Here is a 14,531-nt window from a genome sequence, read left to right on the forward strand (position 1 = left end):
AAATATTGCTCCCGGCGGCATATTTTCCATTACCAATACACTGACTAACAACTCGGCTAACGTTCAAAATGTGACTTTTACCATTACACCATCTTCTAATGGTTGTAGCGGAAGTCCGGTGACTGTAATCATTAGTATTGCACCAACCGTTACTGCCGGAACTATAGCGGCTAATCAAACTATTTGCTTCGGTGGAGATCCTGTAGCTTTTACACAAACTGTTGCCCCAACAGGTCTAAATCTGACCTATCAATGGCAAAGCAGTACAGACAATATTACTTTCACTAACCTATCAGGAGCCAATTCGGCTACTTATGATGCTGCTACACTAAGTCAAACAACTTGGTTTAGAAGAATTACTATTTCAACGGTAAACGGAAAAGAATGCAACGCAACCTCTAATACTATCCAAGTAACCGTTAACAATATCAATCCTGGCTCAATAACCGGAAGTCAAACGATTTGCTCCGGAGGTGATCCTATAGCTTTTACTAATGTGAATGCAACTAGCGGCGGTACTATCTCCTACCAATGGCAAAGCAATACCACAGGATGTAGCGGAAGCTGGACCAATATAATGGGAGCCAATTCAGCTACTTATGATGCACCGTCGGGGATAACTGTTACAACTTATTATCGTAGAGTGGCAACGTCGCTACTGAACAGTGTTACGTGTTCCGATTTCAGTAATTGTATAGTGGTAACTGTGAATGATGTAACTGGTGGCATTATTGCTGACAATCAAACATTGTGTGGCAACAATCCATCTGCCTTTACAGTAGTAACCCCTTCATCAGGTTCCGGTACCTTAACATACCAATGGCAGAGAAATACGACAGGTTGTTCCGGGCCATGGACTAATATCTCCGGAGCCACTGCAGCCACTTATGATGCTCCTTCCGGATTATTAGTCACTACTTACTACCAACGAGTAACCTTTTCTACATTGAATAGCGTGCAATGTTCTGCTGTAAGTAATTGTGTTACCGTAACTGTAAATGCGGTAACTGCCGGAACCATCAGTGGAAACAGAACTGTTTGTAATGGCGGTGATCCTAGCGCCTTTACTGAAGTAACTCCCGCTACCGGAAGCAACCTTACCTATCAATGGCAAATGAGCTTAGTTGGTGGTGCCGGTCCGTGGACAGATATTTTGGGTGCTACCAATGCTACTTATGATGAAAATGGCCCGGTATATCAAACCACCTATTACCGACGAGTAATTACCGCAAGCATTAATTCCGTTAACTGTTCGGCAAACTCTAATTTTTTAACTGTTTTTGTTAACAATGTTACCCCTCCGGTGATTAATGGCAACCAAAGTGTTTGCAACACAACTGATAGTCCAACCAGCTTCATTGTGACCACACCGGCAAGCGGCACAGGAACGCTAACTTACCAATGGCAAAGAAGTACTGTTGGTTGTTCCGGACCATGGACAACTATTTTTGGGGCTACAAGCGCCACCTATACTCCTACACCTATATCCCAAACGACCTATTATCAAGTGAGAATTACTTCTACCTTGAATAGTGTTCAATGTATAGTATTCAGCAATTGTATAGAAATAACGTCTTATGCTAAAACTTGGAACGGTAGTGTTAATACAGATTGGAACAACCCAACAAACTGGACTCCCAATGGAGTGCCTAATGCAACACATTGTGTTATCATCCCTAATGTGACAAACGACCCTATCATTCTAGGGACTAACTACGAAGCCTATGCTTCTAATATCAGCTTATTGTCAAATGCCAAATTAGACATCAATGCCACCAATACTTTGACTGTCACAAACGAGGTGAATACAAATCATACAGCCACTTTTAACATCAAAAACGGGGCTAGTTTGGTACAGGTTAATGATAATGCTATAAATACCGGAAATATAAAATATAGCAGAACATCAAGAGCCATGACTCGATTTGCCTATGTGTATTGGGGTTCGCCTGTAGCAGGAAATGTTTTTTCACAAATCCCAAGTCAATTTGATTACAAATACAGATGGCAATCGGGTGCTATGAACGGCAGTTGGTTACCACTTAGCAATACCATTCCGGGTCACGGATTTATTACTAGAGTAAGAAATTCGGCTCCGTTTACTACAGGAACAGGAACCATCGATTTTAATTTTACGGGGATTCCAAACAACGGAATTATCAATGTTACAGTGGACAGTTACGATTCATCTTCTATGGTAACCGGAAATACTGCATTGCTATCAAATCCGTATCCAAGTGCTATTGATGCCGCAGCTTTTTTAACTAATCCCGACAACAGTGAATTGGGAGGAACGTTATTCTTTTGGACCTCAGTGACATTATACTCGGGCTCCGGACCATATAATTTCCAAGATTATGCCAGTTGGAACTTAACCGGACCAACGGCAACTACTCCGGCCAGTGATTCTTCCAATCTTTCGTTGTTACCAAGCGGCAAAATTTCATCAGGGCAAGGATTCTTTGCACAGGTTTTTGCCGATGGACAAATTAAATTTGACAATAGTATGAGGGTTTCAGCTAACAACTCGCAATTCTTCAGAAGTGCCAATAGTATCTTAACGGAGAAACATCGTATCTGGTTGAACTTGTCCAACAGTCAAAATAAATTCCGACAAACATTGATTGGATATGTGGAAGGTGCTACCAACGGCTTAGACCGATTGTATGATGGAAACACCTTTACCTCTAATGAAATCAATATCTATTCAATAGCAGAAAATAAAAAATTGGTTATTCAAGGTAAAGCCCTTCCTTTTGACCAAAACGATGTAGTTCCTTTGGGATACTCAGTGAATAGTGCCGGAGAATACAACATTGCCATTGATCATACGGACGGTATATTTGAAAACAATCAAGCTGTCTATTTGAGAGATAAATTATTGAATGTTGTTCATGATATTAAAGCAAATTCCTACTCCTTTAATACCGCTACCGGAACATTTGATAATCGTTTTGAAATAGTATTCAATGCCAATACTTTAGGCAATGGAGATTTAGAAACCAACAATGCGATTGCTTACGTAAAAGACAATCAATTGCACATCGAAGCAATGGTTAACATTAAAGAAATTGTAATCTATGAACTGTCGGGCAAAAAATTAAATACGATTACCAACACCGAATTAGATTCAGCACTTTCCACAACCTTCAACTATCCTAATGGTGTATATGTTGTTAAAGTAACTTTAGAAAACAATATGATGGTTCCTATAAAAGTAGCTAAGTAAAAAGAGTGTTGCTTTATAGTTGGACTTCATTACTATGAAAAAAAGTTTACATAAAAAAACGTCCTGATTACTCAGGACGTTTTTTTATGTAAACTAAAGTATAAAATTACTTCACTAAAGTCATTTCGTCTACTATGTGTTTGGCACCCGAGAAATTCTCAATTACCCATAACACATAACGAATATCAACGTTAATGGTTCTTTGCAATTTACTGTCAAAGATAACATCACCAGCCATCGCTTCGATGTTTCCGTCAAACGCTAAACCAATTAATTCTCCTTTACCATTTAATACCGGTGAACCTGAGTTACCTCCGGTAATATCATTATCGGTTAAGAAATTCACGTGTAAAGAACCGTCTTTATCAGCATAACGACCAAAATCTTTGTTCTTGTTCATCTCCAAAACTTTCAACGGTAAGTCAAACTCTTGGTCTCCTTTTTTGTATTTTTTAACCTGACCTTCTAAGGTAGTATAGTTATTAATTTTGGCATCATTGCGCTTGTCAGCCGGTAACGAACGTACTTTTCCGTAAGTCAAACGCAAAGTTGAGTTGGCGTCAGGATATTTAATAGTACCGATTTTAGATTCTCTTAAACCTTCTACTAACAAACGGAACGAAGCACTGTAATCGTTTTGAGCTTTAGCAATTTCGTCAGATTTTGAACTGAAATGTGTCAACATATCATTAGACAACACAAACAAAGGATCGTTTTCTAAAACACCTTGACTTGGAATCACTAAGAAAGCTTTGATTCGATCTAATGAAGTAAAAATACTCATATCGAAAGCTGCATTCACATATTTTACAAAATCATTGTTGTTTTCGTCAGCAATCTTTTTAACTGATGGCGCGATAGCATAACCTGTAGATTTAGTAGCATACAATTTTAATTGAGCAGCCAAAATATCTTTTTCAGCAGGAATGTGTAGCTCTTTATACATTTCTGTAGCCATCTCTTCAATAGCAGGTGCCATTTGAGCACGCTTTGCAGCATCAGCTTTCACATAAGCTTCCAATTGTCTTCCTAATGTTCTTCCGATAGTTCCGAAAGAAGAAGTTCTGAACAATTGTTGCATATAGTTATCGTGTCTTGACTTTTCGTTAGTCAAAGCATAAAACTTATTGATGTTGGCAATAACATTTCCGTACTTAGCTTTATTAGCCGGTTTGTTAGCCCATGTATTGAACTTTGCTTCTTGAGCTGCTTTGGTTTTAGCCGTACCAAACTTGGTCAAAGCATCAATCATTCCTTGACGGTTTTTCCAATAGTTAGCGGTTGAAGCATATTTTGAAGCATAAACCAAATTCAAGGCGTCGCTTTGGTCCATATACTTTTTCATATTGTCCATACCGGTTTTGGCACCTTCAACCCAAGCAGGATAAGCAAACTTCACGTTTTGCTCAATACCGCCTGCCGGCATCCAACGGTTGGTTCTTCCCGGATATCCTAAAATCATGGCGAAGTCGTTTTCTTTAACTCCGTTAATGTTTACCGGTAAATAGTGTTTAGGCTGTAAAGGCACGTTATTTTCTGAATAATCCGCAGGATTTCCGTCTTTGTCTGCATATACGCGGAACATAGAAAAATCGGCTGTATGACGTGGCCATTCCCAGTTGTCTGTATCGCCACCAAATTTTCCAAGGCTTTCCGGTGGTGTTCCTACCAAACGAACGTCTTTATAATCTTGGTAAACAAAGTAGTAAAACTCATTGCCTTGGAAGAAAGAACGAACAGAAACAGTATACTTTCCGCCGCCGTTATTTTCTTTTTCGATAGCTGCAATTTCAGCATTGATGGCTTTTTCTCTGTCGGCCTCAGACATAGAAGGATTCACTTTAGCCAAAATACGTTTGGTACAATCGTCCATTCTTACGAAAAAACGAACAAACAAACTGGAAGGCTTGATTTCTGCTTTTCTGTTGGCTGCCCAAAAACCGTCTTTCAACAAGTTTTTCTCAGCTGTAGACAATTCTGCAATCGCATCATAACCACAGTGGTGATTGGTTAATACCAAACCGTCTTTAGAAACGATTTCCGCAGTACAACCGCCGTTGAATTGTACAATAGCATCTTTCAAACTGTGATTGTTGATACTGTAAATCTCTTCGGCTGTCAATTGCAAGCCCATTTTTTGCATGTCTCTGTGGTTTAAACGCTCGATGAACATCAAGAACCACATTCCTTCGTCGGCTTTCACACTTGTTGGAACAAGCATAATAGCAGCAATCAAGGATAGAATAATTTTCTTCATTGTAATGTTATAAGGGTTAATAGTATGATTGTTAATAGTCTACCTGACAAAATACTTGCTGTATCAAATATCATAAAAACGTGTGCAAAAATACTTTTTTTTAAGGAAAAGAATTTAAAAATTTGTTAAAAAACTATAACGATGTAGTAGCTTCCTCCCTTTAGAATACAATTTGAGTTTTTAAAACAAGTACTTTAGCTTATGAAATATTTTTTACTTTAACCCAAAAATACCTTATCCATGAGAAAAATTATCTCTTTAGTACTTGTCTTTTCGGCCTTACAATCATTCTCTCAAAGCAAAGCTTCTGTAGAACTGAACTATCCCATTCCAACCGGGGACAACTTTGTAAGCAATTATAAAGGCGTATTGGACATTGGTTTTAAATACCGGTTTGCAGACAAAGAAGATTTTAGTTTTGGGGTTTCCTTAAATGCCAATTATTTAACTTACACCTTCGACAATCCGGATCTTAATTTTAAAACCCAAAATTATAATTTCCAACCTCGAATTTTTGGAGAGCTCAAATTAAAAGGAGTACCAAGATTACATCCTGCATTGGGAATAGGCTACACTTTTATGCAATTCAGTTCGAGCGGAAGTGGCAATAACGGTGAAGACATCATTAATTTTAATGAATCAGAGCAATTAAACGGATTCAATTTCAATGTTTCTTTTTCTTTTGATTTCAGTAAAAAAATGTTTGCGTTAGTACAATATGACGCCATAAAAGTGAGCGATACTCCGGTAGGTGTTCCGGATACTAAATACAACACCAATGCTAGCTTTATAAAATTAGGGATTGGTTACCGATTCTAAACAATACAATTCAAATAAAAAATCCCGCAGTTTGCGGGATTTTGTTTTATATACCATGACTATTCTCTGGCTCTTCTGTATCTACATTTAGCATTTCCCAAAGTTTGTCTTTTAATTCCGTTAAACCTTGATTGGCTACCGAAGAAATAAACAAATAAGGCAATCCTTTAAATTCTTTATCCAGTTGCTGTTTCATTTCGGCTTTTAATTCTTCGTCGAGCATATCGCTTTTAGAAATAACCAATAAACGGTCTTTATCCAACATTTCGGGATTGTATCGGCGCAATTCATCTAACAAAATCTCGTATTCTTTTTTGATGTCATCCGCATCAGCCGGCACCAAAAACAATAAAGTGGAATTTCTTTCAATGTGTCTTAAAAAGTAATGCCCTAATCCTTTTCCTTCTGCCGCACCTTCAATAATCCCCGGGATGTCTGCCATTACAAAAGACTTGAATTCTCTGTATGCCACAATTCCTAAATTGGGTTTCAAAGTCGTAAACGGATAATCAGCAATCTTAGGTTTGGCCGAAGTCAACACCGATAATAAAGTCGATTTTCCGGCATTGGGAAAACCTACTAAACCAACATCGGCTAAGACTTTTAACTCCAAAATCACATCCAATTCTTCCGCCGGCATTCCGGGTTGGGCATATCTTGGTGTTTGATTGGTGGAACTTCTAAAGTGCCAATTGCCTAATCCGCCTTTTCCGCCTTTGATTAAGATTCTTTCTTCTCCGTGCTCAGTGATTTCGAATAAAATTTCCTCTGTTTCTTTATCCCGAACTACCGTTCCTAATGGTACTTCGATGATTTTATCTTCTCCATCATGACCGGTACTGCGAGAACTTCCGCCATCACCACCATGTCCGGCTTTAACGTGACGGGCAAATTTAAGGTGAAACAAGGTCCAAAGACTTTTATTGCCTTTCAATATAACATGGCCACCTCGACCTCCATCTCCGCCATCCGGTCCGCCTTTTTCAATAAATTTTTCTCGGTGTAGGTGCGAAGAACCCTTTCCTCCTTTTCCGGAAGAAACATATATTTTTACGTAGTCTACAAAGTTCCCTTCAGTCATTTTTTCTAGTATTCAGTGTTCAGTGTTCAGTGTTCAGTAATGCTGTTTACTGCCATCTGACCACATCCACTATTCCTTAATTGCTTTCACAAGCACTTTATCAATCTTCACGCCATCCATATCGATGACCTCTATTTCAAATTTGTTCCAAATGAGTTTTTCTCCGGTTTTGGGAATATTACCTAATTCGGTCATGATTAAACCACTTACGGTAGTTACATCATAATCGTTGATCAGTTCATCCATATCAAAATACGTCAAGAAATCGTGTAACGAATAATGTCCGTCTACCAACCAAGTGCCGTCTTCGCGAGCAATTAATTTGAATTCGTCTTCATAAAAATCGGCGGCATCTCCAACCAGCGCTTCTAAAATATCATTCAACGTAATGATTCCTTGAAAAACGCCGTATTCATCGGTTACCAAAGCGTAATGCACTTTTGATTTTTTGAAATTCTCCAACGCCTTATAAGCCGAAGTATGTTCAATCAAATACACCGGATCTTTAGTAATGCTTTTTAAATCGAATGGCCCTTTCTCAAAACCGGCGAACAAATCTTTGAGTAAAACAATACCAACTACCTCATCTAAATTCTCGTGACAAACCGGATAAACCGAATGCAATTCGTCTAACACTTTAGCTTTCAACTCTTCAATGGAATCATCATAAGTAAGATACACAATCGATTTACGATGCGTCATTAACGAATTTACTTTTCGGTCACCAATATGAAAAACGCGTTCCACTATGTCTTGTTCAATTTCCTGCACTTCACCGCCTTCGGTTCCTTCTTTGATGATGGCCTTGATTTCTTCCTCGGTGACTTTGCCGTCGGCTGTCGGTTTGATTTTGAAAACGTCCAAAATAAAATCCGTCGAAACGGTTAACAACCAAATAAAAGGCATGGTCACTATCGAAACCATTTTCATCGGAACTGCAACAGCTTTGGCGATGGCTTCCGGGTAATTCAAGCCGATTCTTTTAGGTAACAATTCGCCTAAAACCAATGAGAAAAAGGTCAAAATCACGACCACAATCCCAACAGAAATTGAATGGGCATAAGGCTTTAACGCTTCAAACCCTTCTACAAAAACTGTAACGTCTTCGGTTACTTTATCTCCTGAATAAATACCGGTTAAAATCCCGATTAACGTAATCCCGATTTGTACGGTTGATAAAAATTTATTGGGTGAATTGGCCAAGTCTAACGCAACTTTGGCATTGGTGTTTCCTTTTTTTGCGGCTGTTTCCAAACGATTTTTACGAGCCGAAATCAAAGCGATTTCCGACATCGAAAAAACACCGTTTAACAGGATTAAAAAAAGAATAATAAGTATCTCCACTTTGAGTTATGAGTTATAAGTTATAAGTTATGGATATAACCTTCTAACCAAAAATTTCAATTATAAATTGTCTATTACTTTGCTTAAACGCTCAGTTACTTCTTCGATGGAACCAATTCCGTTCACAGCATGAAATTTACCTTGCGCATCGTAATAATCCATCAAAGGTGCGGTTTTTTCGTTGTATTCTTGGTATCTGTTGCGGATTTTTTCTTCATCCTGATCATCCGGTCTTCCGGAAGTTTTTCCTCTTTCTAATAATCTTTGTACCAAAATCTCATCATCGGCCTCTAAAGCTACGGTAGCTGTAATGTTTTGCCCTTTTGCTTCTAAAAATTTATCCAAGGCTTCTGCCTGTGCAATAGTTCTCGGGAAACCGTCAAATAAAAATCCGGCGGAGTGTGGGTTTTTATCTACTTCGCTTTGCAACATTTGAATCGTGACTTCATCGGGAACCAAATCGCCTTTGTCCATAAAGGTTTTAGCCAGTTGACCTAATTCGGTGTCGTTTTTAATATTGTATCTGAAAATATCTCCGGTTGAAAGATGTGTCAAATTGTATTTTCCTTTTAAAAATTCAGCTTGTGTGCCTTTTCCTGCACCTGGTTTTCCGAAAAGAACGATGTTAATCATTTTAGTAGTTATGAGTTATGAATTATGAGTTATTGCGCTAATTGGTATACGTCCGGTAAATTTCTCCCTAAACCATCATAGTCCAAACCGTATCCTACGATAAATTTATTCGGAATTCTAATCCCAACGTAATCTATTTTGATGTCTTTTTTATAAGCTTCCGGTTTGAAGAATAAAGTCGCAATTTTCAAATGCTTGACTTTCTTTTCTTTAAAGATGGCTTTTAATTCTTCCACTGTGTTACCCGTATCCACGATATCTTCCACAATTACGACTGTTCTGCCTTCTAAATTTTGGTTCAAACCTATTAATTGTTTAACATCACCCGTGGTTTGAGTACCTTCATAAGAAGCCATTTTTACAAAATTCACTTCACACATCCCGCGGTATTTTTTCATCAAATCGCTCAAAACCATGAAAGCACCATTCAAAACACCAATAAAAACAGGAACTTCATCAAAAAAATCGTCGTCCATTTGTTTGGCCATATTCGCTATCGCAAAATCAATTTCTTCTGAAGAAATAAACGGCTCGAAAGTTTTATCGTGCAGGTGTATCATTTTGGTTTGAATTTTAAATAAGCTGCAAATTTACGCAAGTATTAAGTATCAAGTAGCAAGTATTTTAACTTTTTTGTAAAATTGATATATTTACCAAATGAATGCTGAATACTATAAAACCATAGCCAATAGCACTGCTCATCGAAAAAGCAGAGATGACAATAAGGATTTTGTCTTTCAGCACCCTGAATTTTTGAAAGATTTACTAGACATCAGCTTCAATACTAAAGACAAAAACCACCACAAAGCCTGCTGGATTTTAGAATTAATTTTCGAAGAGCGTTTGGCGTTAATCATTCCGTTTCAAGAAGCCTTTTGTCAAAGTTTAGCCAATTACTCTTCTGATTCTGCCATACGCTCTTTGTCTAAAATTTGTTTGTTCTTATCTAAAAGCAAAAAAATCAACTTAACCGAAACCCAAGAGGAAAAAATCATAGAAGCTTGTCTCGACTGGCTCATCCAAACCGATAAAGCCGCCAATGCCGCCTACAGCATGAGAGCTTTGTACAATTTCGGAAAAAAATATCCTTGGATAAATGAGGAACTAAAACTTATTCTTTCCCGTGAATTCGAAAACCAAACACCCGGTTATCGCTCGGCAGTTAAAGACCTTTTAAAACGATTGCGATAATTTTTTAAGGATTGCTTATCTTTGCAACAACTACAACAACACTATGAACTATTTCTCTTCCGATTTTAAATTGGGCATACTCGGTGGCGGGCAATTAGGCAAAATGATTTTGACCGAAACCCGAAAATTAGACATTCAAACTTATGTTCTCGACTCAAGCGAAGAAGCGCCAAGCCGTTTTGGTGCTCACGCTTTTTACAAAGGCAGTTTGATGGATTTTGATACCGTGTACCAATTTGGCAAACTCGTCAATTTACTGACTATAGAAATCGAAAATGTAAACCTCGATGCTTTAGACAAACTGGAAGCCGAAGGTTTACGGGTTTTCCCTTCACCCAAAACCTTGCGCCTGATTCAAAACAAAGGGAAGCAAAAAGATTTTTATGTAAATAACAATATTCCAACTTCCCCTCACCATCGATTTGTAGATTTAACCGATTTGAGAAAGTCTTTGGAAAAAGACGAATTGGAATTTCCGTTTGTTTGGAAATGTGCCCAATTCGGTTACGATGGCAACGGGGTGAAAATTGTACGCTCGGCCATAGATTTAATCAACTTACCCGATGTGGAATGCATAGCCGAAGAAATGGTTCCTTTTAAAAATGAGTTGGCAGTAATCGTTGCCCGTTCTGTTTCAGGGGAAATAAAGACGTATCCGGTCGTGGAAATGGAATTCCATCCCGAAGCCAACCAAGTAGAATATGTGATTTGTCCGGCTCGTATAGATGATAATGTCGCTCAAAAAGCCACCAAAATAGCCTTACAAGTTTCTCAAGCTTTTAACCATGTTGGATTGCTTGCCGTGGAAATGTTCCAAACGGCAGACGATGAAATTTTGGTGAATGAAGTCGCGCCAAGACCCCACAATTCAGGACATTACAGCATCGAAGCGAGTTATACTTCTCAGTTTGAAAATCACCTTAGAGCCATTTTAAATTTACCTTTAGGCAACACCAACAGTAAAGTGGCCGGAATTATGGTAAATTTGGTCGGAGAAGAAGGTTATTCCGGACAAGTGGTATACCAAAACATCGAAAAAATCATGGGGATTGATGGCGTAACGCCACACATTTACGGCAAACGCGAAACCCGGCCGTTCAGAAAAATGGGCCACGTTACGATTGTCAATCAAAACATGGCAGAAGCGAGAAAAATTGCCGAAGAAGTGAAAAACTCGATTAGAGTGATCAGTGAAAAATAATTATAAATGATGAATTATAAATTTTGAATGAACAAAATTACAATCATTTAAAATTTATAATTTAAAATTCAAAATTAAGAATATGAGCAAAGTAGCCATAATCATGGGTTCCAAATCGGATTTACCCGTAATGCAAGAAGCCATCGATATCCTTCAAGGATTTGACATACAAACGGAAGTCGATATCGTTTCGGCGCATCGCACTCCGGAGAAATTATTCGAGTTTAGCAAAAACGCTCACCATCGTGGGATTTCGGTGATTATTGCTGGTGCCGGCGGTGCAGCTCATTTGCCGGGAATGGTTGCTTCTATGAGTCCGTTACCAGTAATTGGCGTTCCCGTAAAATCGAGCAATTCTATCGATGGTTGGGATTCTGTTCTGTCTATTTTGCAAATGCCCGGTGGCGTTCCTGTGGCAACCGTAGCTTTAAACGGAGCCAAAAATGCCGGAATCTTAGCCGCACAAATCATCGGAAGTCATGACAAATGTGTCTTAGACAAAATCATTTTCTATAAAGAAAGCCTGAAAGAAGCGGTTAACAAATCATCGGATGAATTAAAAAAATAAGTTAAACCATTAAGAAATTAAGCTTTCCATTAAGCTACATTAAGCTTAATGAATCTCTTAATTTCTCTTAACTTCTTAATGTTTAAAAATACCATGAAAATACTCACCCAAAATTTCCAAACCAAACACAATACCGCGCCATTTTCTCAAATCAAAATCGAAGATTACCAACCGGCTTTTGAAGAAAACATCGCCAAAGCCAGAGCCGAAATTGACGCCATAACCCAAAATCCGGAAGCACCAACTTTTGAAAACACCATTGAAGCGTTGGATTTTTCGGGACAAGAATTGGATCGATTGTCTTCCATCTTCTTCAATTTAAATTCGGCCGAGACTTGCGACGAAATGCAGAAAATTGCGCAGGATGTTTCGCCTTTGTTGACTGCTTTTGGCAATGACATTGCGTTGAATGAGGATTTATTCAAAAGAGTGAAAGCAGTTCACGATCAAAAAGACAATTTGTCTTTAACTCCGGAACAATCGACTTTACTCGACAAAAAATATAAAAGTTTTGCCCGAAACGGTGCCTTACTTTCAGAAGACAAAAAAACACGCTTGCGCGAAATTGACGCTGACTTGGCCAAATTCAAATTAACGTTTGGCGAAAATGTTTTGGCGGAAACCAACAGTTATAAATTGCACATCAGCAACGAAGCCGATTTAAAAGGGTTGCCTGATGGCGCCAAAGAAATGGCGCGTTCGTTGGCCAAAGCGGATGACTTAGACGGTTGGTTATTTACGCTGGATTTCCCTAGTTATTTGCCGTTTGTGACTTATGTAGACAATCGCGAATTGCGAAAAGAAATGGCCATTGCCGCCGGCAAAAAAGCGTTTCAAGAAAACGAGTATGACAATCAGGAAAATGTAAAAACCATTGTGAAATTGCGTCACGAAAGAGCACAATTACTAGGCTACAACTCGCATTCCCATTTTGTTTTAGAAGAACGCATGGCGCAAAATCCGGAGAAAGTACAATCGTTTTTGAATGATTTATTGGAAAAAGCCAAACCGGCAGCCCAAAAAGAGTTTGCTGAGCTAACTGCTTTCGCCAAAGAACTCGACGGATTGGAAAGTTTGGAAAAATGGGATGGCGCTTACTATTCGGAAAAATTGAAGCAAAAATTATTCAGTTTGGATGATGAAATTTTAAAACCTTATTTTCAACTGGAAAACGTTTTGAACGGCGCATTTACCGTTGCTGAAAAATTATTTGGCATCACTTTCAAAGAAGTGTTTGATATTGATAAATACCATGCCGATGTACAAACTTTTGAAGTATTAGACTTCGAAGGCCAACTCGTTGCGGTCTTCTACTCCGACTTTTTCCCGAGAAAAGGCAAACGCAACGGCGCTTGGATGACGTCGTTCAAACCACAATATATCAAGAATGGCATAAACGAAAGACCGCATGTTTCTATCGTGTGTAACTTCACGCCGCCAACTGAAACCAAACCTTCACTCCTAACCTTTAACGAGGTAACGACATTGTTCCATGAATTTGGGCACGCGCTACACGGTATGTTAGCGAACACGACGTATCCGAGTTTATCGGGCACTTCTGTGTACTGGGATTTTGTGGAATTGCCGAGTCAAGTGATGGAAAACTGGTGTTACGAACCGGAAGCGTTGGCTTTGTTTGCCAAACATTATGAAACGGGAGCAATTATTCCGCAACAATATGTCGATAAAATCAAAGAAAGTGCGAGTTTCTTAGAAGGCATGGCGACATTACGCCAATTGAGTTTTGGGCTATTAGACATGGCTTATCATGCCAAACCTCAAACGATTGACAACGTAAAAGCCTTTGAAAAAGACGCGATGGACAACACTACTTTGTATCCGGATGTGGCTGAGAATTGCATGAGCGTTTCGTTTTCGCATATTTTTCAAGGCGGTTATTCTTCGGGTTATTACAGTTATAAATGGGCGGAAGTCTTGGATGCCGATGCTTTTGCGTATTTCCAAGAAAATGGGATTTTCAATACAGAAGTCGCTACCAAATTTAAAGACAATGTGCTTTCCAAAGGCGGCACCGAATTGCCGATGGAATTGTACAAACGTTTCCGCGGACAAGAACCGAAACCGGAAGCTTTGTTGAAACGCGCGGGATTGATTTAGACTACTTAGATTGTTAGACTGCTTAGATATTTGAAACCGGAGTTAAGGCTTCGGTTTTTAGAGAGTTTAGCCTTTTTTGCCATAGTTTCT

General features: G+C 38.7%; 11 protein-coding genes. 6 read left to right on the forward strand and 5 right to left on the reverse strand.

Annotated elements, in window-relative coordinates; translation table 11 throughout:
- Positions 1 to 3,229: PKD-like domain-containing protein (locus ACIQ32_RS08665; RefSeq protein ID WP_396195292.1), on the forward strand; the 3,229-nt coding region annotated here is incomplete at its 5' end.
- Between the two features lie 106 nt (positions 3,230 to 3,335).
- Here ACIQ32_RS08665 and ACIQ32_RS08670 read toward each other — a convergent pair.
- Positions 3,336 to 5,486 (reverse strand): S46 family peptidase, encoded by a 2,151-nt coding sequence (locus ACIQ32_RS08670; protein ID WP_396195293.1) that lies wholly within the window; start codon positions 5,484 to 5,486, stop codon positions 3,336 to 3,338.
- 240 nt (positions 5,487 to 5,726) lie between these two features.
- Here ACIQ32_RS08670 and ACIQ32_RS08675 point away from each other — a divergent pair, with 240 nt between their 5' ends.
- A complete protein-coding gene (locus ACIQ32_RS08675) occupies positions 5,727 to 6,305 on the forward strand; it encodes an outer membrane beta-barrel protein (RefSeq protein WP_396195294.1) in 579 nt (192 codons plus the stop codon).
- 46 nt (positions 6,306 to 6,351) lie between these two features.
- Here ACIQ32_RS08675 and obgE read toward each other — a convergent pair whose 3' ends face one another.
- From obgE to hpt, 4 genes are all read right to left on the reverse strand, one after another.
- Positions 6,352 to 7,386 (reverse strand): GTPase ObgE, encoded by a 1,035-nt coding sequence (gene obgE / locus ACIQ32_RS08680; RefSeq protein WP_396195295.1) that lies wholly within the window; start codon positions 7,384 to 7,386, stop codon positions 6,352 to 6,354.
- A gap of 69 nt (positions 7,387 to 7,455) precedes the next feature.
- Positions 7,456 to 8,679, reverse strand: coding sequence for a hemolysin family protein (locus ACIQ32_RS08685; protein ID WP_396195296.1), 1,224 nt, complete (start codon positions 8,677 to 8,679; stop codon positions 7,456 to 7,458).
- A 111-nt stretch (positions 8,680 to 8,790) separates the two neighbouring features.
- Complete coding sequence (locus ACIQ32_RS08690; RefSeq protein WP_396195297.1) at positions 8,791 to 9,363, reverse strand: adenylate kinase; 573 nt, start codon at positions 9,361 to 9,363, stop codon at positions 8,791 to 8,793.
- Between the two features lie 29 nt (positions 9,364 to 9,392).
- Entirely contained in the window at positions 9,393 to 9,923 is a 531-nt protein-coding gene (hpt, locus tag ACIQ32_RS08695) for a hypoxanthine phosphoribosyltransferase (RefSeq protein ID WP_396195298.1), read from the reverse strand.
- 97 nt (positions 9,924 to 10,020) lie between these two features.
- On the opposite strand from hpt, the gene ACIQ32_RS08700 reads away from it, so the two are divergent.
- The 4 genes from ACIQ32_RS08700 to ACIQ32_RS08715 all read left to right on the forward strand — a co-directional run bounded on the left by ACIQ32_RS08700 (position 10,021) and on the right by ACIQ32_RS08715 (position 14,441).
- Complete coding sequence (locus ACIQ32_RS08700) at positions 10,021 to 10,554, forward strand: hypothetical protein (RefSeq protein WP_396195299.1); 534 nt, start codon at positions 10,021 to 10,023, stop codon at positions 10,552 to 10,554.
- 43 nt (positions 10,555 to 10,597) lie between these two features.
- Positions 10,598 to 11,755 (forward strand): 5-(carboxyamino)imidazole ribonucleotide synthase, encoded by a 1,158-nt coding sequence (locus ACIQ32_RS08705; RefSeq protein ID WP_396195300.1) that lies wholly within the window; start codon positions 10,598 to 10,600, stop codon positions 11,753 to 11,755.
- 82 nt (positions 11,756 to 11,837) lie between these two features.
- Positions 11,838 to 12,323 (forward strand): 5-(carboxyamino)imidazole ribonucleotide mutase, encoded by a 486-nt coding sequence (gene purE / locus ACIQ32_RS08710; protein ID WP_396195301.1) that lies wholly within the window; start codon positions 11,838 to 11,840, stop codon positions 12,321 to 12,323.
- A 93-nt stretch (positions 12,324 to 12,416) separates the two neighbouring features.
- Positions 12,417 to 14,441, forward strand: coding sequence for a M3 family metallopeptidase (locus tag ACIQ32_RS08715; protein ID WP_396195302.1), 2,025 nt, complete (start codon positions 12,417 to 12,419; stop codon positions 14,439 to 14,441).
- Positions 14,442 to 14,531: the final 90 nt, after the last annotated feature.

Source organism: Flavobacterium sp. (genome assembly GCF_044373165.1).
GTDB lineage: Bacteria > Bacteroidota > Bacteroidia > Flavobacteriales > Flavobacteriaceae > Flavobacterium.